Source organism: Chryseobacterium antibioticum (assembly GCF_012927325.1).
Lineage (GTDB): Bacteria > Bacteroidota > Bacteroidia > Flavobacteriales > Weeksellaceae > Chryseobacterium > Chryseobacterium antibioticum.
This window is the reverse complement of record NZ_JABBGI010000001.1, coordinates 1-21630: the sequence shown is the minus strand read 5'-3', so window position 1 is coordinate 21630 and position 21630 is coordinate 1. Positions and strand designations below refer to the sequence as shown.

Annotated in this window: 20 protein-coding genes; 7 read left to right on the top strand and 13 right to left on the bottom strand. The window is 37.2% G+C overall.

Going from position 1 to position 21630, the window contains the following annotated elements; all coding sequences use genetic code 11:
* Positions 1-64: 64 nt before the first annotated feature.
* The 4 genes from HHL23_RS00095 to HHL23_RS00080 form a co-directional block, all read right to left on the bottom strand.
* On the bottom strand, positions 65-544 hold the full coding sequence (locus HHL23_RS00095; RefSeq protein ID WP_169232826.1) for an ecotin family protein: 480 nt from the start codon (positions 542-544) through the stop codon (positions 65-67).
* A gap of 44 nt (positions 545-588) precedes the next feature.
* Positions 589-1806 carry a dicarboxylate/amino acid:cation symporter gene (locus HHL23_RS00090; RefSeq protein ID WP_169232825.1) on the bottom strand — a complete coding sequence of 406 codons (1218 nt, stop codon included), beginning with the start codon at positions 1804-1806 and terminating at the stop codon, positions 589-591.
* Between the two features lie 77 nt (positions 1807-1883).
* Positions 1884-3170 (bottom strand): CitMHS family transporter, encoded by a 1287-nt coding sequence (locus HHL23_RS00085; protein ID WP_169232824.1) that lies wholly within the window; start codon positions 3168-3170, stop codon positions 1884-1886.
* An 18-nt stretch (positions 3171-3188) separates the two neighbouring features.
* Entirely contained in the window at positions 3189-3884 is a 696-nt protein-coding gene (locus tag HHL23_RS00080) for a DUF2490 domain-containing protein (protein WP_169232823.1), read from the bottom strand.
* 228 nt (positions 3885-4112) lie between these two features.
* On the opposite strand from HHL23_RS00080, the gene HHL23_RS00075 reads away from it, so the two are divergent.
* A complete protein-coding gene (locus HHL23_RS00075) occupies positions 4113-5141 on the top strand; it encodes a sensor histidine kinase (protein WP_169232822.1) in 1029 nt (342 codons plus the stop codon).
* The gene (locus HHL23_RS00070; RefSeq protein ID WP_169232821.1) at positions 5141-5839 is read left to right on the top strand and encodes a LytR/AlgR family response regulator transcription factor; all 699 of its coding nucleotides are present in this window, start codon (positions 5141-5143) and stop codon (positions 5837-5839) included. Before HHL23_RS00075 ends, HHL23_RS00070 begins: the two co-directional genes overlap by 1 nt.
* A gap of 295 nt (positions 5840-6134) precedes the next feature.
* On the opposite strand, the gene HHL23_RS00065 is transcribed toward HHL23_RS00070, so the two are convergent.
* Positions 6135-8525 (bottom strand): M1 family metallopeptidase, encoded by a 2391-nt coding sequence (locus HHL23_RS00065; RefSeq protein ID WP_169232820.1) that lies wholly within the window; start codon positions 8523-8525, stop codon positions 6135-6137.
* Between the two features lie 67 nt (positions 8526-8592).
* Complete coding sequence (locus tag HHL23_RS00060) at positions 8593-9171, bottom strand: HupE/UreJ family protein (protein ID WP_169233055.1); 579 nt, start codon at positions 9169-9171, stop codon at positions 8593-8595.
* A 69-nt stretch (positions 9172-9240) separates the two neighbouring features.
* Between HHL23_RS00060 and HHL23_RS00055 the strand changes: the two genes are divergently transcribed.
* Positions 9241-9741, top strand: coding sequence for a DUF6702 family protein (locus tag HHL23_RS00055; RefSeq protein WP_169232819.1), 501 nt, complete (start codon positions 9241-9243; stop codon positions 9739-9741).
* Between the two features lie 394 nt (positions 9742-10135).
* The gene (locus HHL23_RS00050) at positions 10136-11944 is read left to right on the top strand and encodes a tail fiber domain-containing protein (protein WP_169232818.1); all 1809 of its coding nucleotides are present in this window, start codon (positions 10136-10138) and stop codon (positions 11942-11944) included.
* 111 nt (positions 11945-12055) lie between these two features.
* Here HHL23_RS00050 and HHL23_RS00045 read toward each other — a convergent pair whose 3' ends face one another.
* The 4 genes from HHL23_RS00045 to radA form a co-directional block, all read right to left on the bottom strand.
* The gene (locus tag HHL23_RS00045; RefSeq protein ID WP_169232817.1) at positions 12056-12652 is read right to left on the bottom strand and encodes an acyl carrier protein phosphodiesterase; all 597 of its coding nucleotides are present in this window, start codon (positions 12650-12652) and stop codon (positions 12056-12058) included.
* Between the two features lie 194 nt (positions 12653-12846).
* Positions 12847-13608: a hypothetical protein gene (locus HHL23_RS00040; RefSeq protein WP_169232816.1), complete on the bottom strand. Its 762-nt coding sequence runs from the start codon at positions 13606-13608 to the stop codon at positions 12847-12849.
* Positions 13609-13637: 29 nt separating this feature from the next.
* A complete protein-coding gene (locus tag HHL23_RS00035) occupies positions 13638-14519 on the bottom strand; it encodes an OmpA family protein (RefSeq protein ID WP_169232815.1) in 882 nt (293 codons plus the stop codon).
* Between the two features lie 249 nt (positions 14520-14768).
* Complete coding sequence (gene radA / locus HHL23_RS00030; protein WP_169232814.1) at positions 14769-16118, bottom strand: DNA repair protein RadA; 1350 nt, start codon at positions 16116-16118, stop codon at positions 14769-14771.
* 55 nt (positions 16119-16173) lie between these two features.
* On the opposite strand from radA, the gene HHL23_RS00025 reads away from it, so the two are divergent.
* Positions 16174-16584: a hypothetical protein gene (locus HHL23_RS00025; RefSeq protein WP_169232813.1), complete on the top strand. Its 411-nt coding sequence runs from the start codon at positions 16174-16176 to the stop codon at positions 16582-16584.
* A 61-nt stretch (positions 16585-16645) separates the two neighbouring features.
* Positions 16646-17212, top strand: a complete 567-nt coding sequence (locus HHL23_RS00020; protein ID WP_169232812.1) for a YceI family protein — start codon at positions 16646-16648, stop codon at positions 17210-17212.
* A 151-nt stretch (positions 17213-17363) separates the two neighbouring features.
* Here the strand turns inward: HHL23_RS00020 and HHL23_RS00015 are convergent, their stop codons facing one another.
* Genes HHL23_RS00015 through HHL23_RS00005 form a run of 3 tightly spaced genes read right to left on the bottom strand, consistent with a single transcriptional unit; the run spans position 17364 to position 21100 of the window.
* On the bottom strand, positions 17364-19058 hold the full coding sequence (locus HHL23_RS00015; RefSeq protein WP_169232811.1) for a bifunctional alpha/beta hydrolase/class I SAM-dependent methyltransferase: 1695 nt from the start codon (positions 19056-19058) through the stop codon (positions 17364-17366).
* A 3-nt stretch (positions 19059-19061) separates the two neighbouring features.
* Positions 19062-20363: a phosphatase PAP2/dual specificity phosphatase family protein gene (locus HHL23_RS00010; RefSeq protein ID WP_169232810.1), complete on the bottom strand. Its 1302-nt coding sequence runs from the start codon at positions 20361-20363 to the stop codon at positions 19062-19064.
* Positions 20339-21100 carry an SDR family NAD(P)-dependent oxidoreductase gene (locus HHL23_RS00005; protein WP_169232809.1) on the bottom strand — a complete coding sequence of 254 codons (762 nt, stop codon included), beginning with the start codon at positions 21098-21100 and terminating at the stop codon, positions 20339-20341. Before HHL23_RS00005 ends, HHL23_RS00010 begins: the two co-directional genes overlap by 25 nt.
* Before the next feature lie 211 nt (positions 21101-21311).
* Here HHL23_RS00005 and HHL23_RS22385 point away from each other — a divergent pair.
* The coding region (locus HHL23_RS22385; RefSeq protein WP_228464516.1) for a hypothetical protein at positions 21312-21630 on the top strand (319 nt) is incomplete at its 3' end.

Here is a 21630-nt window from a genome sequence, read left to right as displayed (position 1 = left end):
TTGGTTTTCTTTAAGATTTGATTGAGATATTTCCTGTTCTATTGAAAACATTCCACATGTAATTTTATTTAGCTGTCTTGAATTCCCCATCAATTTTCCATAATCTGTATTCGACAGTCCAATTTTTCGGGATAAAAAAAGTTGTGGTAAAATCTCCATTATAATCCATAGAAATTTTTTGAGAGCTTACAATCTTTTTTACTGTTTTTTCTTTTTTACCACAGTTATCTTTGTTATATACGTCAAAGATTTCTACGGGTGTATCCTCTGCAACTGAATAATATCCATTCCTAGAGCTAGGCGATCCATTTTCATATTTTAAATTTTGCAAGCTAAAAGTAAAATATTGAGGATCTTCACATTCTGAAACATTAACTTCTAATCCAAAACGAACTTCTACTTTATAATTTTTTTCATTTTCGATTTTTGGAAGTTTTAAATCTATTCTTTTTGTGTTTGCAGTCAATTCAGGATGTGTTGGCTTCTCTTGGGCATTCAATAGTATTGCAGAGGTAAGTAAAAATGTACTTATAATCTTTTTCATGATCATTAATTATTTTGACCTCAAATTTATGGATTTAATAGATATCACTTTAGGTCATTATTTTTTGAAGACTGATTGATCTTTGAAATCACCGCCCCGGAAATAGCAATGCTGATAAAGTTGGTCACAGATCTCGCCTCGTTCATAAAACGGTCTACGCTGTAAAGAAGGGCAATATCCGTTAAAGGAATTTTTCCAAACCTGTTCAACGTAAAAATAAGGGCAAGAAATCCAGATCCAGGAACGCCTGATGCCGTTTTTGAGGTCACAGAAATAATCACGAAAAGCCAGAGATAATCACTGACCGTTAATGAAATGTTATAAAACTGAATGAGAAAGCAGCATGTCACAGAAATATAAATGCATGCGCCGGAAAGATTGAAATTATAGCCTAAAGGAATGACAAACCTTAAAATCTTTCTGCTGTAGCCTTCCGATTCCATTTTTTCAAAGATCAGCGGAAAAGCTGTCTTGGAAGAGGATGTGGTAACCACCAGAATAATTTCCTCCTTTAAATCAAGCAAAAATTTCCACAGACGGATTTTAAATAGATAAGAGACGATTCCCAATATACCAAAGATAAAAACTATGTCAGCGAGATAAACCGTGGCAACAACTTTACTGAGGGGCAGAAGCGTATTGATGCCATATACTGCAACTCCATAAGCGATATTACAGAAAATAATAACAGGAAGAATGAGGTAGAGGTATTTGATCACTGTATAAAAAACCTTGAGGCCCCGGTCCAAGAGATTCAGGAATTTTTCTCTTGCACTGGAAAGATTCATGAAAATCCCGGCGACAATGGAAACGATAAGAAAAATGCCGTGCCTGTTGAGATACAGACTACCAGATAAACTGCTGTCATTGATTTCAAATGTTTTGGGAAGCGTTTTACTGATCCTCGCGGTATCAATTCCGGTATCGGCACCGGGTTTTACAGCAAAACCGAAAATAAACCCTAAAATAATAGCCACAGAAGTGATGATCAGAAAATAAAGAATAGTCTTCCAAACAATGCTGCTGGCATTCCTGATTCCTGATAGCTGGCAGATTCCGTACATGATCGCCATGAAAATAATCGGAAGGATGAGTATTTCCAGAACCATGAAAAAATAGCGGCTCACAATTCCCAGCTGAATACTTGCCTCAGGTGCATAATATCCCGTGAGTACTCCACCGAGAATTGCGGCAAATACATATAAGGTGAGATTTTTTAAATATCTTCCCGTGAATGTTTTCTTGGTTTCAAAAAGGTTCATCTGAAAAAAATATGCTGTCCGTATACATCATAACGAAATACCGGGAGGTTTTTACACCCCTGAAATATAATAATAATTTATATAACTCCAAGAATCAACGCTGCGATTAACATTACGACAGAAGATCCCAACGCCCATTTTAAAGTATATTTCAAATGGTCCGAAAACTCCACTCCTGCTAATGATACTAATAAATAGGTTGATGGAACCAATGGACTCAAAAGATGGGAACCCTGCCCAATAAGACTTGCTCTTCCAAGGATTTCCGGTGAGATTCCCAGCTGATGCCCTGTAGCCACAATAATAGGTAAGATTCCAAAATAGTAAGCATCATTGGAAAGGAAGAAGGTAAGAGGAATACTGAATACAGCGGTAACGATATTCATGTATCCACCCCAGCTTTTAGGGACTATTTCTATCATACTGTTTCCCATGGCCTGCATAATGCCGGAACCATTCAGAATTCCGGTGAAAATTCCGGCCCCGAAGATCATTCCAGCCACTGATAAAGCATTACCTGCGTGCTTGGAAATAATTTTCTGCTGATCTTTTAATTTGGGATAATTGATAATGGAAGCGATACAAAAAGCGATCATAAAAGCAATTCCCAATGGAACAATATCCAGGATCATCACAACCAGAAGTGCGACTGTAAGAGCGAGATTGATCAGGATCAGTTTCGGACGTCTAAGCTTAAGATCTACTTCACCGATGATATCGTTGGTGTTATACTTGGTATATTTTCCATGTTTGGCGATTCTTATTTTTTCTCTTCTTCCTAAAATATAGGCAACGAATATTACCCAGCCAATTCCTATAGCCATAATCGGGATCATAGGGACAAAAATTTCGGTATGCCCCAGTTTCAGAGAACTCATTACCCTTGCTGTAGGGCCTCCCCAGGGAAGAATATTCATAATCTGTCCGGCAAGCATGATGATACACGTAAGAATCAGTGGATTCATGCCCTGTCTTTTATATAGAGGGAGCATGGCGGCCACCACAATTAAATAAGTGGAGGAACCGTCGCCATCCAGTGAAACCAAAGCCGTAAGAATCGCGGTTCCTATCGTTGTTTTGATGGGATTGTCCCCAACTGCTTTTAAAATGATATTCACTAAAGGCTCAAAAAGTCCCGTGTCGATCATTAAACTGAAATATAAGATGGCAAAGATCAGCATAACGCCGGTGAGAGCTATTTCTTTGACTCCGTTTTTCATCATTTCACCAAGTTCAGGACCAAAACCCGCAAAAAGAGCTACGGTTACCGGTACGATGACCAAAGCCGTAAGCGGAGTCAATTTTTTATTCATGATCAGAACCATGAAGATCAGAATCATGAGAAATCCAAGGAATGTAAGCATAGATGATTTGATTTATAGTTATTTATTTTTGTTTTTCTTTCTCCAGTCGAAACTGTTTCTGTAGCCAATATAGGCGTAGTTGCTTGTAGATTTGGTTTCCAGCTGATTGATAAAAGCGACTTCGATCGCTGAGTTTTTCCCCACTTTAATTCCAAGCCCTGCTGTTAATCGGTTGCTGTCAAACGGATCTTCTTTCACCAAGTTCATTCTTAATTCATTTTTCAGAATGCCGTATAGTTTTTCTTTTTCTCCCGCTCTGTTAAAAGGAATTCTAAGGGAAATAAGGTATCGCAGCCTCACGATAAACTCATCGGGGTTGCTTATAAAACGTTCTTCCACACGGAAACGGTGTGACACGGAAGTTCTTCCGATATTACCTCCTAAAGTCACCTGTTGGAAAGGTCTCTTTTCATACCGTTCTTTTTTTGAATTGTCAGATTTATAAGAATCCAATACCAGGAACATGAATCCGGCGGCGGGTTTCACATCATTGGCTACTTCATAATCCAGATAGGCGGATACCAGAAAAAGTCTTGTGTCATACGCGAGATCAAAAGAACGATACTGCGAAAGAGCGGTTAGTGTACTCTTATCTGTCAGTTTTGCAGACATGAGATACTGGAACCACATATTGTACTTGTCACGGCTTTGTGCGTTTGCCTGACAGATTATTGTCAGCAGTAAAATGGTGGTTAATGTGAATTTAATTTTCATGTAATATTGAGTTAATATCCTGATGTTTCAAATATATTTATAAGAACCAGCCGCGGATTTATTTTTCAATCAATGACAGTTTTTATCAGTGAACTGCAGGATGGGATGAAAAAGATGGTATATTTGAAAGATTGAAATTTGGATTTTTTGATGTTTTTAATTATAAATATTATATTTATATTGTTGGTTTTCAGGGTTTTGTTTAATGCAAAGGTTTTGAAAAGACTGATGGAATACCACTGGGGACTTTTATTGAAGTTCCAGCATATTTTCTTCTTTTTGATCTTCTTTATCATCACTTTTTTTACCGAAAACTACTTTTTGGATGTTCCGGAACTCATCTGGAGTGTTTTATCTGTCATTATTTTTAATGTTGGAATTTACAGTCTCGTCTATTTTTATCTGGTTCCGGAGTTTTACCTTTCCAATAAATATCCTGAGTTCATTCTCTATGCACTCATCAGCTTTTTGTTCTCGAGTCTTTTCAGAATTTTACTCGAGCCGGCAGTTTTTAATATGCATTTTAATGAAACGCTTTCCAATACCAAATTTCTGTACAATGTGTATACAGCGCAGGGAATTGTAATACTTGTTGCTTCGTTTTTAGGAATTACCAAGGACAAATTTCTTATCGAACAAGATTTTAAAGATTTGGGTGAAGAAAAGGACCAGCTGTATCTGGATCTTTTGAAATCTAAAATGAATCCTCATTTTTTGCTGAATACCCTTAATAATATTTATTCCAAAAGCTTTCAGCCATCAGAAAATACATCAGAGTCTATATTACAGCTTAGTAAACTGCTTCAGTATGTGATTTATGATACCCATAAGGAGAAGATCAGCATGGCTCAGGAATTTTCTTCCATCAAATCTCTGGCAGGACTGTACCAGCTGAAGTATAATAATGTGCTGGATATCACTTTTGATATTCAGGATGAGGAAACCCTGGAATTAATTGATGTTCCCCCTTCTGTATGTCTCACTTTATTTGAAAATGCCCTGAAGCATTCTGCGGTGGGGATAGAAGCAGAGAGTTACATCCATATCAGTTATAAAATACAAGAGCAGGATCTTTTATTTGAGATCAGAAATTCTGTGTCGAAGAAAAAGAATCTTGTTGGGAATATGAATGACAGTGGCTTGGGAAATGAAGCCGTCATTCATATTTTAGAGAAAAATTATGCAGGCAGATTTACTTTTATATCCCAACCTGCAGAAGACAACAATTATCAGACTATTTTAAAAATCAAATTGTAATGGCTAACCTGACAATCGTAAGTGTAGATGATGAATATCCGGCACTCCAGCTTATCCAAAAGTACTGTGAGCAAATGGAAGATGTGGATCTGCTGAAGGTATTTCAGGATCCGGAAGAAGCATTGGGATATCTTCAACAGAATAGGGTAGACCTGGTGATTCTGGATATCAATATGCCCTACATCAACGGAATTGAACTCTTACGTCAGCTTCCCTACAAGCCATTGTGCATATTTCTTACCCTTGAAACTCAGTATGCAGTCAAAGCTTTTGAACTGGATGTCGTACATTATCTGGTAAAACCTGTCGACTTTGAAACGTTCAGAAAAGCGATTCATAAAGCCAAAGATTTTCTGCAGTTTAAAAACTCTGCGGAGAATCAGAAGAAGGAAGATTTTATCATGTTCAAATCCAATTACTTGACGCATAAAGTTCTTCTGGATGAGGTACGTTGGGTACAGGGATTCGGGGAATATATTATTTTGGTGACTCCTCTTAAAAAGTATATGATCCTTGAGCGGATGTCCAATTTTGAAGAGAAATTTCAGAACCTTGGGTTTATTAGAATTCATAAATCCTATATCGTTCTGTCTTCCCATATCAGTTCGTATGATACGGCTCATGTATATCTTAAAGACGGGGAGAAGCTTCCGCTGGGCAGGACGTATAAAAATTCCTTGAAAGCTTATCTGAATTAATTCTTCGGGCTTAAAAATCTCTCGCAGATTTCCACGGATTACGCAGATTTTTTTATTTTAAAATTTCAATAGGAGCGGCTTTAGCCCTCAACTTACCGTATGATGACTCCCGCAGATCACACGGATTACGCAGATTTTTTTGAGTTTAATATTTAAAAATTCAATAGGGGTGGGCTTTAGCCCACCTACCATTTAATGAGCATCAGAAACTGGCTTTAGCCAAATCATTAAGCTGTTGATTACAAGAAAAAAGGTTGTCTCAAATATGAAACAACCTTTCTTAGCTTTTTATTTTTTATGATTTCTTTCCGGCGGCCTGCATCGGATTTACTTTTCCGTTGGCGCCTCCTCTTACCGGACCACCTCCCTGTTTCTGTTTAAACAATTGGAATTTTGAGACCTGAGTATCTGTTCCGGTACTGCTCCATAAGTTATTGGAAGTATCAATATCAGCAGTTTCTCTCATAGGATCAAGCTGTATCGACTTTATTTTTTTGTCAAAATAATACGTTTTGGAAACCTTCTGCTCATTCTGTCTCCAGATTTGTGCAGATGACTTGTCATACAGTTTAGTTCCGTCTTCAAAAGTAAATTCAAGGATGATTGGCATCACCAGTCCGCCTTTATTGACGAAATCAATCTGGTAGCCTGTCAGGTTTTTGAATTTCTCCTGATCCTTAGCATCTAGTGGAAGACCGGCTTCTGTTTTTACAGAATATTCTTTGTCAGCATCCGGTTTCTCCGTACCTCTGTCATACCTGTAATAGAAATCCTGAAGATCCTTATCCTTATCTACATAGAACGTGATGTTCTTATCCTCTTTATTTCTGATTTTTGAAATATCTTCAAATGTATTTTGAAGTGGTTTTTCCACTTTGTATTTTGTTTCTTTTGCTTCCTTTGGAGGAGTGTTGAGATCCGGGACAGCAACCGTCACTTTATCAATCGCAATATCTACAGGATCTGTTCCGTAGAACCATCCTCTCCAGAACCAGTCAAGATCCTCACCACTCGCATCTTCCATAGTACGGAAGAAATCTGCAGGTTCAGGATGTTTGAATGCCCATCTTTTTGCATAGGTTTTAAAGGCCTTATCAAAAAGTTCTCTACCCATGATCGTTTCACGAAGAATATTGAGTCCTGTAGCCGGTTTTGAATACGCATTCGGCCCAAACTGAATAATGTTTTCAGAATTACTCATGATAGGTTCCAACTGATCTTTTGGCAGTTTCATATAATCTGTGATCGTCCATGCAGGACCTCTTTTCGATGGAAATTTATTGTCCCATTTCTCTTCGGTAAGATATTCTGTGAATGTATTTAATCCCTCATCCATCCAGCTCCATTGTCTTTCATCAGAATTGATGATCATTGGGAAGAAATTATGTCCAACCTCATGGATCACTACACCGATCATTCCATTTTTAGTTCCCTCAGAATAGGTTCCGTCTTTTTCCGTTCTTCCAAAGTTGAAGCAGATCATTGGATATTCCATTCCGTTAGCTGCTTCTACAGACTGAGCTACGGGATACGGATAAGGAATCGTGAATTCAGAATAGGTTTTGATGGTGTGAGCAACAGCTTTTGTTGAATATTTTCTGTACAGACCGTAAGCTTCTTTTGGATAGAAACTCATGGCCATTACTTTATTATTGTTTTCAGGAATGGTAACGCGCATTCCGTCCCAGACAAATTTTCTGGATGAGGTCCAGGCGAAATCTCTTACATCAGTCGCTTCAAAATTCCAAGTTTTTCTTTGTTTAGAATGATTTTTCTCCGCCTTTTTCGCTTCATCTAATGTTACGATCTCAATAGGTTCGGAAGCGCTTTCAGCTTTTCGGTATCTGGACATCTGATCAGACGTTAAAACCTGATCGTAATTTTTACATTCACCGGTTCCGCCAATAATATGATCTGCTGGTACATTCATAGAAACTTTGAAGTTTCCGAATACCAAAGCGAATTCACCACGACCTGTGAACTGATGGTTCTGCCATCCGTGGAAATCACTGTATACACACATTCTTGGATACCATTGCGTCATGGTGTAAAGGTCATTTCCGTCTTCAACGAAATTTTCATAACCGCCGCGGCCACCCATTTTTATTCTGTTCGGGATATTATAGTTCCAGTCTACCTTGAAGACCAGTTTTTCTCCTTTCTTTAAAACTTTCGGCAGATCGATTCGCATCATCGTCTTGTTCACCGTATATTTCAGCGGATTTCCTGAAGCATCCGTTACTTTTTCCAGATTAACACCATAGCCGTTATCTTTTTCCTGAAGATCAGTGACTTTCAGCTGCTGATCATTGGAAGAAGCCGGAAGAGTAGATGGGAATTGAAATCCCGCGTTTTTCACGGTGGATTGTTCATTCTCGTCCAACTGAAGCCAGATATAATCCAGGTCATCCGGAGAATTATTATAATAGGTAATGGTTTCTGAACCCTTCAGATTTCTTTTGTCTTCATCAAGGTAAGCCGTAATATCGTAATCGGCTCTGTTCTGCCAATATCCTTGGCCGGGAGCTCCCGAAGCCGTTCTGTAAATATTGGGAGTTGGGAGAATAGTCCCGAGCTGCTCGAATCTGTTTCCGTGGTTGCTTCCAGGATTGTTCTGGATATTTTGTGCGGTGAAACCTGTATAGGCTAATACAGAAAATGAAAATAGGACTGCTTTTAGTTTCATTACCGAAAAGATTTAATAATTATCAAAGATAATAATAAGTAGTTGAAAAATTGAAAATGTTTCAAAGTTAAAAAGGAATTCTTTCCAAAGTCATTTTTAGGGCTAATGCAAATACTCCGGAAGAGACAAATAGAATCCAGTCTTTTTGATTCACCTTAAAAATTTTAAGCAGAATAAATAAAAGGATAAGAATAGCCAGTACGATGACAATTTGCCCCAGTTCCAAACCTATATTAAACCCTAATAAAGGAATGGCAATGCTCTGGCTTTTGGCTATCATCACCCTTGCGGTATTGGCAAACCCCATTCCGTGGATCAATCCGAAGATCAGGGTCAGATAATAATTGGCCCGCATCAGTGTCTGCTTTTTATTTTTCATTAAAATATTATCCAGAGAAGTAAGAACGATGGTAAGCGGAATTAAGAATTCTACCCAGTCAGACGGAACCCTGAAAACATCAAGAATACTTAATGCCAGAGTAATGGAATGTCCTATTGTGAATGCAGTGACAAGGATAAGGATCTTTTTCCAGTCACTGTAGGAATATACAGCGATAAGAGCCAGAACAAACAGTTGATGATCCAATGCGTCCAGAGAAATAATATGTTCCCAGCCAAGGTGTAAATAGAATAGAAAATCCTGCATCATAACGTAAAAATTTAATGCGTACGAAAATAATGATTAATTTCGAACAAATTTTAAATGTCAGAACTTATGAAGAATTTATGGCTGTTTCTGCTTCCTGTATTTTTTTTATTCTCTTTTTCAAAAGCGAAACACCCTTACCATGTGGGTTCTGTAGAAATTAATTATAATTCCAGGTCAAAATCTTTCGAGATTACCGGGAGGTTTTTCCTTGATGATCTTGAAAACGGACTGAGTAAAAAATACGGAAGCTCTTTTCATTTTAATGATGAAAAATACAAAGCGAAGCTCAATGAAGCCCTGGAGAAATACTGTGTGGACTATTTTAAGTTGAAAGCTGACGGCAGATTTTTAAAAATAAATTATGTGGGTTATGAAGAAGACAGCGAGTCTGTCAATATTTTTCTGGAATCGGAAACAGTAGCCACTCCTAAAAAATTAGAAGCTGCGGTCAGCTTTCTGTATAATCTTTTCGATGATCAGATCAATATTGTTCATATGATTGTGAACGGACAAAGACAAAGTGAAAAGCTTACTTATCCGAACCGTTACCTGTATCGAATGTTTTAAAATTATCATTTTGAGTAGTGTTTTTTTTAAAATAGGAGCCTATAAAATGTATAAAAAGAAAATAAATCCTTGCTTTATTTTGATAAATAAATTAATAGGGATGAACATTTCATTGTTAACTCTATAAGGTCATATCTTACTTCCTATATAAGTTTTAAGCAAATTGCAAATAGGATTTTTAATCCCTAATATGTGATTTGTTATTTAAATTATTAATTTTAGTTAATAGTAGCTTGCTATGTAAATGAAAATAGTTATATTTGATTTAATATGGATGAGTTTTTTTTATATAAACATTGATTTTTAAGTAAAATTTGAAATTATATTTTATTATAGTTGTATTGTTAATATGTTTAATTTCTATATAAAAAATAAATTTTTAAAAATAACTTGTATGAAAAGTAAATTTTATTACCCATTTGTATTCTTTCTTGGTTCAGCTTCTTTAGTTATGGGACAAGTAGGGATTAATACGTCAGCTCCTCAATCTACCTTAGATGTTGTAGGAAATGGTGCTTCCACGACTACTAAGGACGGGGTGATGACACCCAGAATTACCAGACAGCAACTTGCGGCAAAAGCTGCCGGCACTTATGCCGCAAGCCAGTCAAGTGCTATAGTATATGTAACTGATGCTACAACTCCCACTGGAACTATCCCCAGTGTGGCTCAGACTGTGGAGATTACGGTTCCTGGATATTATTTTTTCAACGGAACGCTTTGGAAAAATGTAAATGATGGTGCTTTGAATCTTTACAATTCTGATGGAACACTTACCGGAATACGCACGGTAACACAGGGAGCAAACCCGCTAACCTTTACATCAACAGTTGTCAACGGATTTTCTATAGATGGAACCACATTTTCTGTAGATGCAGCTAATAATAGAGTAGGGATTGGCTCTGCTGCACCACAGACCAATGCTCATATATTGAACAGCGGAACGGGTGGGACCGCTGTAACGACTGCCAATACGGCCAATATGGCGCTACGACTTGAGAACAGTGGTAACGGCCAGGCTGTGATCCAACACCTTTTGGCAAAAGACGCTTCCGGTACCGCGAAGCAGACGGTAATGGGAATTAATCCCACGACTATTGGTGGAAATGGTATTTTCCTCCTTACCCGTACCGGGGGTAATGACCTGGTAATGGATCTGGTAAATGGTAATTTTGGAATGGGTGATCTTCCCACCGCCACTGAAAAGCTTTTTGTTAGTGGTAACACTGATGTGAGGAGCGGCGGAACGGGCGGAGCTGCTGTGACAACCAGTAACACGGCCAATATGGCGTTACGGCTTGAGAACAGTGGCAACGGCCAGGCTGTGATCCAGCATATTTTGGCAAAGGATGCTTCCGGTACCAACAAAGAGGCAATAATGGGGATTAATCCTACCACCGGTGGTGGGAATGGCATTTTCATTCTTAGCCGCACTGGAAGTAACGATCTGGTAATGGACCTAGTTAATGGTAATTTTGGAATGGGGACTACTCCCATCGCCACTGCAAAGCTTTCTGTTAATGGTAACACAGGTGTAACGAGCAACGGAACGGGTGGAACTACTGTAACAACCAGCAACACGGCCAATATGGCGCTACGACTTGAGAACAGTGGCAACGGTCAGGCTGTGATCCAGCACCTTTTGGCAAAGGATGCTTCCGGTACCACCAAGGAAGCAATAATGGGGATCAATCCTACCGTTAATACGAATGGCATTTTCCTACTTAGCCGCACCGGAAGTAACGATCTGGTAATGGACCTGGTTAATGGTAATTTTGGAATGGGGACTACTCCAACAGCTACTGCAAAGCTGAACGTTGCTGGAAATATCGTAGCATCAGGTACGATTACACCATCAGATATCAGAATAAAAAAAGATATTGTTGATAATACTTATGGATTAAAAGAAATCTTAAATCTTCGCACTATTAATTATAAGTATAAAGATGAGAAATTGAGTAAAGATAAAAAGATAGGATTTATAGCGCAGGAGGTTAAAGCTGCAATGCCGGAGCTGGTAAATGTTGATGATGATGAGATGAAAACATTAGGGGTAAACTATGCAGAAATGACGGTGGTTCTTACAAAAGCGGTTCAGCAGCAGCAGGAAACGCTTAAAAAGCAGGAAGAAATGCTTAAAAGACAGCAGGAGCAGATCAATTCCCTAAAAACGCAGATCAAAAAGCTTAAACCTAATTCATAGTTTAAAATAAAATTCCTAGGGTAGAAAGTTCCACTCTACCAGAATTAAGGTAGCGGATTCTAACAACACAAATTGTTAAAAAAGCACTTACGTTCCCTGTAGGTGTTTTTTTTATTTGTTGTCCAGCTGGATTACTGCATTGATGCCTTTGGCGTGAGCAAGGAGATCAGGAAAAAAATCGTTATAACATTCCTGTAGAAAAGGTTTGTTTTCCAGAAAAGCTTCAAAAACGGGGATGTCCGGTTCCAGGTATTTGGCTTTATTCAGCACATTCCGCATGCTGAATTGGATGCCCCAGTCTTCACGGTAATTATACAACCAGTCGTCCACCTCCATTTTAGCCAGCATTTTTTTGAAATTGTCAGGAAGCCATTCTTCATGCTCATTCAGGACTCTGTATACCCTCAACGAATGGGCTTTCCATTCTGGTAAAGAATGAAGACTGAGGTCAGTAGCTACAAAATAATCCATAGCAACATCTACAAAAGCCCCTGCGTACAGCCTAACCAAAGGGGAGAAAACTTTTTTAGCCTCATGAATAGCAGGATGGGAATCTGTAAATGTATCAACAGCCCTGTGCATGGTAATTCCATCCTGGATCTCTTTCGGAAAAGAATAACGGTCTTTGTTCCGGATAAAATCTTCCAAAAATTGTCCTACGATTTGTCCATCAGAAAATGTGAGAAAAGAATGGGCGAGTAAATTCATTGGTTGTTTTGCTATTTACAAGAATTGTTTTATTTATGAGTTGCAAAATATCTATCTAAATGTACAAGATTTATCATTAACTTTTTACTTAAAAATTTGCATATATTCTTTAAAAATAAAACCAGAGCAGAATTTTTCTGCTCTGGTTTTAACTATTATCTTATACTCGCTTTTTTAGAACTTGCATTATAAGATTATTTACCGGCATTCAATTGATCTTGCCAGTTTTTCAGTTCTGTCCATTGGTTTTTATAAGCCATTTCACTTTGTTTCGGCCAAGTTCCCGGATCATGGATTTTGTAATGTTCTCCACCAGAATCCAGAATCGCTCTACATTGGTCTTGTGAAAGTTCCGAAAGTTGTTTCCAGGTTTTGATTCCTGCATTATGGAAGAGTTCTTCTATTTTCGGACCAATTCCTTCTACTATTTTTAAATCGTCTTGTTTCACGACATCTCCAAATGCCAATTTAGCATTGTCTCCGGCAAAAACATAAGTAGAAACTACACCTGCTTCTAGTGTTGCAATTCTTGCTTTCAGGGTGGAGTTTTCAGATTTTAAAGCATTTAATTCCGTTGAATTATCTGTAGCAACCGCTGCTAAAGGGACTGCTGCGGCGGCAGTTTTCAAACTATTTACTGTAGACACAGAAGCATTGTAATCGCTTTCTAACTTGGCAAATTTTAGTTTCCACGTATCATTATCTGCAACAGAAGTGTTATATTTTGCTTCCCAATCTGCATTGGCAGAAGTAGAAGATTTTAATGATAAATAATCTTTTTCAGTAGAAGAAAATTTGCTATTGCAGGCATTCAAATCTGCAGAAAGCCTTCTGTTTTTTTCTAATTCTGCGTCTAATTCTGCTTTGAAATTATTGCCACCTCCAAGTAGTTTGCCTAGTAAATATCCTAAAAGTGCACTGATTAATCCTGTTAATATTGGTATTAAATAACACATATTTTTTATTTTTTAATTAAGTTTTTATATTATTGAATTTGAACAACTGTTCTTCTGTTTTTTGTCTTTCCTTCTGCAGTTGTATTGTCTGCAATTGGCTCGTTCGGACCTTTTCCTGAGGTTGTTATTTTTTCTGCAGAAACGCCATTAGAACCCAAATATTTTGCAGTAAAATCTGCTCTTTCTTTGGAAAGTTGAATGTTTTTATTGGCATTTCCTACATTATCAGTATGTCCTGTAATTGCAATTTTTGCATCTTTTACATGGTCTATATACCGTACAATTTTTGCCACCTTTTGTTTTTCTTCATCCGTCAAATTGATTTCAGATTGGTTGGTTTCGAAATACAAAATTAAAGGACTTGCATTGATCTCTTCTTTTAGTTTTCCAAAATCTTCTGCAGGTGCATTTGCATTAACATCAGAAAGAGTGTAGTTTATGGGTCCATAGAAAGTTTTATCTTTCGGGATGAGGTCTTTCACTTCGCCATTAATATCTAATTTTTCTGAAGAAATACCTTTGGAAATCAAATAATTCTTTACTTGATTAGCTCTGTCAAACCCAAGATTTGGAAACAATGCAGATTTTTTCTCAGCAGAGGTGCAATATCCTGTAATCAATAATTTTTGATTAGGATTTTTTTCCAAATCGGCTTTCAATTTTTCAATTCCCACATCTACACATGCATCAACTGGTGCAATGTATTGTAAATCATTTTCTTTGAAATTAAAATTTTCTTCGCATTGGTAATCCAAAGAAGAGCCTTTTAAAACCATTCCATTTCCTGTATTGGCGACAATACCAGAAGTGGGTTCTTTGTCTGCGCAATTACAGCAAAATTTACTATAGAGAAAAGTGCCCAATAAAATGGTAGCAAGAATCCCTAAAATCAAACCTGTTTTTTTACTCATATTTGTATGTTTTTATGTTTTCCAAATATATATATAAAATGATTCCGATTGTCAGGTTTTACTATTAATGCTAAATTTTATCTCAAGGTTCGCTGAGATATTTAATTACTGAATCTTTTTAGGCGTGCATCTTAGCAAAGGGCATAAAGGTTTTTCAATTATTACAAATGATGAATATTCGTAAAAATAGTAGATGACATTGTCAGTATTGTATAGCATTGTTAAGGTTTTGAGTCTTAATAATGTTTCCTAAAAAAGTCTCTCATGGAAATCCTCAATTTTGCTCACTTCTTCAATCTTTATTCCAAATTTTCTTTTAGGAATTTTGTTGAGGTTCGAGACAAATATTTTTTCATAGCCTAATTTTTCAGCTTCCGTAATTCTCTGTTCAACCTGTGCTATTGGACGGATTTCTCCGCTTAATCCAATTTCTCCGGCAAAACAGAAATGTTCAGAAATAGCAATGTCTTCATTGGAAGACAAGATGGAAGCTACCACCGCAAGATCCAATGCAGGATCATCCGTTTTGATTCCTCCTGTAATATTTAAAAAGACATCTTTAGCGCCCAGCTGGAAACCCGCACGTTTTTCCAGGACAGCCAGAAGCATATTCAGTCTTTTGGCATCAAATCCGGTGGAACTTCTCTGCGGAGTACCGTAAACTGCTGTGCTTACCAAAGCCTGAATTTCAAGCAACATCGGTCGGTTTCCTTCCAAAGTGACTGCCACTGAGTTTCCGGAAAGTTCTTCAAATTTCTTGGTGATAAGGATCTCAGACGGATTTCTGATCTCTTTTAACCCTTGGGAAACCATTTCATAAATCCCGATTTCAGAAGTAGATCCGAAACGGTTTTTATTGGCTCTGAGCAATCTGAAAAGATGATTTCTGTCGCCATCAAAATTTAAAACCACATCTACCATATGTTCCAATACCTTCGGTCCTGCAATCTGGCCATCCTTTGTGATGTGGCCTACCAGAAAAACCGGGGTATTGTTCTCTTTCGCATATTTAATGATCTCATTGGAGCATTCTCTGATCTGGGAAACCGTTCCCGGCGAACTTTCGATTAATTGAGACTGTAAAGTCTGAATGGAATCGATGATCATAAAATCCGGTTCCAGTTTTTTGGCTTCATGAAGAATCTTTTCCAGTGAAGTTTCGGTAAAAAGAAAACAGTTGGGGTTCTGAACGTCTGTCAACCTATCCGCCCTCATCTTGATTTGTGAAGCACTCTCCTCCCCGGAAACATAAAAGACTTTTTTCTTCATCTTTAAAGCCAGCTGGAGCAAAAGGGTAGATTTCCCGATTCCGGGCTCACCACCAATCAAAGTTACTGAACCCAATACAATACCTCCTCCCAGAACCCGGTTCAGTTCTTCGGAAGGTGTTTTTATTCTTGGCTCTTCGCTGGTCACCACTTCAATAATGTTGATGACATGCTGTTTTGATTTTGAAAAAGGTGGAGTTTTAGATGAGGTTTTTTCAACAACTTCTTCTACAAGGGTGTTCCATTCTCCGCAGTTTTTGCATTGCCCCATCCATTGGGAATATTGGGTTCCGCAGTTTTGACAGAAATATGCTGTTTTCAGTTTTGCCATACTGCGAAGTTAAAAAAAATGAATCTCCTTTCGGAATTTTAATTAATTTTCAATCATGAAAAATATTTTAATGAGAAGCTTAGCCATATTTATTGTGATGAGTCTTCTTAATGCCCAATTCAGCGAATGGACATTGCGTTTTTTAAAAGAAAAATCAGGCGGAATAGCCATGGTTCCAGTTGGTGTTTTGGTGGAATGCCTTATCGTAACGATTGTTAGTTTTATTACAATATTACTATTCAGAAAGAATTACAGTTCAGTTTTAAGAATTGCGGTTTTATTTGAAATTATTTATTTAATCACATTAGTCATTTCAGGAACAAATCCACTTGAATATTTTTCAAATAAAGGAGATGCAGGACTTCTTGCTTTATTCCTTTATGTAAATTCAGTCGTCGTATTTCTGATCATATTAGTCTTCGACTTGTTATATTCTAAAATAACTGCATCCAAAATTAAAAACTAACCTACATCAAGAACTGGATGGCCAATATGTATTATCTTTAACTCAACTAAAATAAGTTATAATGAAAAAAGTACTTTTATCTTTCGTTTTTACGCTGTTAAGTGTTCTGAGTTTTGCACAAACCGAATGGGCGGTAGATCCTATGCATTCTTCGGTGAACTTTAATATCAAGCATATGGGAATCAGCTTTGTACAGGGGCGATTTGATATATTTAAAGGAAGAGTAGCTGCTGAAGGGGCTAATTTAGATAATGCCACTTTTGCGTTCGAAGTAGACGTAAACTCAATCAATACAGGGGTAGAGATGAGAGATAAGCACCTCAAAAGCGCCGATTTTTTTGATGTTGATAATTATCCTGCTATGAGCTTCCACAGTACTTCTATCACGAAGGATAAAAATAATTATATAGTAAAAGGGACCTTGAAGATTAAGGAAACTGTAAAAGATGTTAGTATTCCTGTAACTTTTGGAGGAGTTACTAAAAACCAGCAAGGTAAAGAAGTAATGGGTTTCCAGGCGAAATTCACGGTTAACCGTTTAGACTACGGAATCAAATATGATCCAACCGGCGCGGGCGTAGCTAAAGATGTAGATGTAAGTTTATATTTTGAACTGGTAAAACAATAGTTTTATATATCATTTTTTTAAAGAAAGGTTTTTCAAGTGATTGAAAAACCTTTCTTATTGGGATTTGATTCTCGCTGATCTTGTAGATTTAATTGCAACGCAAACATCTGTGCCATCTGCTAAATCTGCGGGAGATTATATTTTAAAAAAATTAAGAATTAATCTTCCCCGAAGACACAGTGAAAATACCATAATCATCGATCAGCATATTTTCCTTTCGAATACCGCTGTATTTCATAACTCTGTCAAGTTCTTTCTGCGAGCGCCTCCTCATGATCCAGTTTTTATGCTGATAGTTATTCAAAACATAAGCGATCATTTTCAGTTGAGGATGCCAAGGCTGTCCGGTGTACACTATAAAAGAATTTTTTTCAGAAATAGAAGCTGCTCCCTGAATTGCTCTAGCGGCCATTTCGTTATCTCCGAAAAGTTCAAGAATCCCTGAAACAATGGTAATATTAGGCTCAAAATCTATCTTTTTATACGTTTCAGGATCAAAACAGTCAAAATTAGTAAAACGGATATTCTGATAATTTTTCTCTTTGATTACTTGTTCTCCGATTTCAATATTGGACTTAACGAACTCATTGATAACGATCTCGGCATCGGGATATTTTTCTTTAATATCAAATAAATAATTTCCTGTCCCGCCAGCAATATCAAGAATTTTAATTTTTCGGCCTTCCTTCTTAAGATTTTGAATATTCTGCTCCAAAAGCTGGATCAAATGTTCCTTACGGATACGGATTCCTTTCCAGCCAATCGCGTTAAGATAATTTTTATCCATCATTTTCCCAAAACCGAATTTTCCTTTCGGCTGGTTCTGATAAACGTAATGCAGTGAAGCACCGGAATCAAAGCCGTATTTCAGGCCGATAGCCATTCCGTTGCTTATTTTTCCGATGTTATTGAGTGAAAATTTCTGAAACTTAAAATTCAGATTGTTCCCGATATTATTCTGAAGATCTTCATATTCCTTTATGGAGAAACGGTCAGGATGTAGGGAAGCTGATTGATGTGTTCTGCTGAAGCATTTTTCAGCAAAATCCACTATTTTGTCGTATACTTTCTCTTTTCCGGTATCAAATAAAATACCATGGAAGAAGCCGGATAATACTTCATATTTTTTTAAATCCGTATCAAGCTTATCATAAAAAGCTTTTTGTTCCTTATTGAAGACCACATGGTCCTTTTCTGCCGCCAGAATCAAAGCCGGTGTACTAATAGCTTCAGCATCTTCTACCAGACGTTTTCCTGCTTTTGCAAGGTCGATGAGAAGTTCAGCGTCTATAGATCTTGTGATCAGCGGATCGGTATCATAAGCTTTTTGCTGCTCCGGATCATGGGTGAGCATTTTAGATTTTACATAGCTTTTGATGATCAGTCCCTTTTTAAGTTTTGTTCCAAGCGTGATCATTTCGTTGGCCAGCGGAACGATAAGATTAATTTTAAAAGCAGGTGCTAAGAGAGCCATTCCAGCAATGTCAGGCGCGAAATCGTGAGCCCAGGCTGAAGCGACAACTCCTCCGATACTATTGGCCAAAACGAAAATGTCAGAAATCTTCACCGCGTATTTAGACCCCAAAAATTTGGAGAAAGAATCCAGATCCCTCACATAATCCATGAAAATAGAAGAAGTTCCCGTCTCTGTATGTCCGTGTCCGCGGAGGTCAAAAGCGAAAATATTGTACTTCAAAAACTGTGGCGATTGTGCAATATCATTCAGTCTTTCTGAATGCTCATGACCGCGATGGATGATGATGATACTTTTTTGTTGAGGCTGATAATTCCATTCACGGTAGAAAATAGTACTGCCGTCAAAACTCTTAAAATGTCCGCTGTTCATAGTTTAAATTTTTTTCAAAAAATCCTTCAGGTAAGGATGGATTACTGCATTCTTATGAATGCCTTTCATGAGGTCTGCTGCTTCGTCTACAGGTAAAGATAGAATATTTTTCATTACTAAAATACCGATAACAGAGCTTCTTGTCAATCCCATGGTGCAGTGAATGAAAATTTTTCCATCTGCTGGAAGCTTTCTGTAGTTCTCTGTGATTTCCGTGACCAGCTTTTTCGTTTCATCAATATCCAAAGTTCCAATATCAAGAAAAGGAACTGAGTGATAAGAACACTTCTTTTTTAAATCCGGTGTTTCCTCAATTTCTGCTGAGAGATCATAGATTAAAGTATTTCTGTCTATTCCAAAATAATGAACATCTTTATGGTCGGGTCTTGAGGAAATGTAAATTCGGGGAGCAATTTCAACTGGTTTTTTATTCTTTCTTAAAAATTTCCAGAAGCTCCAGTACATCATCAGGTATGGTGTATAAAAGATCTTTTTCCACAGTGAAATATTTCCGTTTTTATCCTTTAAAAAATGAATGTTATTCTTTTGGTAATGATATCCGATGATGATAGACATTCCTGCTGGCCAAATCAAAATTAGCCATAAATGGCCACAAAATTTATTGAGAAGAATTGAAGCTGAGACCAGAATCCATCCAAAGAGAAAATAGAAATTGGCAATATGGAAGTTTCTGTATTGGAAATCATTTTTCCGGTAGGGGAAGACCATAAAACTGATATGAGCAAGCACCGTTCCTGAAAGGATATCTATGAAATGATGTTGGTAGGTCGTCAGTGTGGAAATTCCCAGTACAATGAGCCATACCATTAGAAAGGTTCGGAAGGTTTTTAAGCTCCTGAGAACGGCCCAGAAAATAAAGGCATAAGCGATGTGAAGGGACGGGGACTGGTTAAAAGGCGAATCAAATATCTTTAAAAACTGAAAAGAGTAGTCTAAGATGGAGCCGTCTGTCCTAGGTTTTGTTAAAGAAAACTGCAACGGAAATGCAATGAAACAAACACCCGCTGTTAAAGTAGTAAAAAGCATTCTCTTTGTTAAAACTCTAAGCTGTTCTCGCTCTTTACACATGAAAAATACAGAACAGAAAAAAATACCGCTGGTCATGTATGGGATAATGCTCCACGGTAGAAACGGAATGTATTTTTCAAAATCAAATACAAACGACGGTACTTTTTCAGCCTTTGAAGTGTACCATGCTGCAAAATTGTAAACAATCATGAATACAAATGTGCAGAGGAAAAAAGCATAGATCTGCTGTTTTAAGGTTGGTCGTCTTTCATCCATTGGGCTTTTCTGAACATGATTGTATTTAATAAAAAGGATGGAAGTACAGATAGTGATTTCATCATCCACTTCATTTTTGCAGGGAAAATCACCCGTTTTTTCTGTTTTTCAATAGCTTCTGAAATATGAATGACAGCTGTTTCCACATCGGTAAGGAAAGGTTTTTTGTGAAGATCATTATTATTGAGCTGTCTCAACTTTTCAGTATCTACATATCCAGGAACGATGGTGGTGACGGAAATTCCAAACGGTTTCAGGGCACGACGGTAGGCATCCGCAATTTGTATCACTGAACGTTTTGTTTTGGTATAAAGACTTGAATTTTCGTAGTCTAAAATTCCGGAAACAGACGCAATAACCGCAATGCTTCCTTTTTTCTGTCCCTTCATTACTTTTCGGGCTGTTTCAAAACAGTTTACTGTCCCTAAAATGTTGGTTTGAAGCATTTCCTCGGCTTCTTCGTAAGAAATTTTCCCCGCTACATCTTCAGCATAACTTCCTGCACAGTTGATAAAGATGTCAAGGTTTTGGCCACCCGTTAAAAAAGTATGCACTGCCGTGGCAATAGCATTCATGTCACAAACATCTGTCTGGAATGTTTTTACATTTTCTAAATTATTTTCAGAAATCTTTGCCAGGTTTCTGCCACAGATCCCCACATCATATCCTTTTTCCAGATAATGCCGGGCAAGAGCATAGCCGATACCGGAAGTTCCGCCTGCTATAAAAACATTCATGAGATTCTAGTGATTTGAATTTTGTGTAAAAATAGATTTTAAAACTGAAAGTTGAAGGATTAGGTGAATTTTTATCAACCACAAAAGAGACAAAAGTTTTTAAACACTTTAGTCATTTTTTTAGGTTTAAAGGTTTGTGAATAGAAGGACACATTAGTTTTTTTGAAAATCTTTGATTTTCAAGGCATGAATAGGAACGGGCTTTAGCCCAATGTCATTAAGTTATGGATTTAATACGTTGATTATCAGTTATTTTAATTGTTTTTTTGGTTTGTTTTTTGTATATTTAACAGTGAATCAAGCAGTTAAATCGAGAAGAAAAAAAGTAAATGATATTCTTACTTCTCTTCAAATTGAAATTTCTCATAGCTTTACAAAGAAAAAATTTGTATTTGATGTACGAGATTTCAGCAGAAACAGAAATCTTTCTTTTTCCGTAACTTTATTATTTATGATTAATTTTTTAACCAAAAGTTTGTCCCTTGAAATTGTTAACTTCTTAAGTTTTCTCAAGAGAAAAGAAATACCTC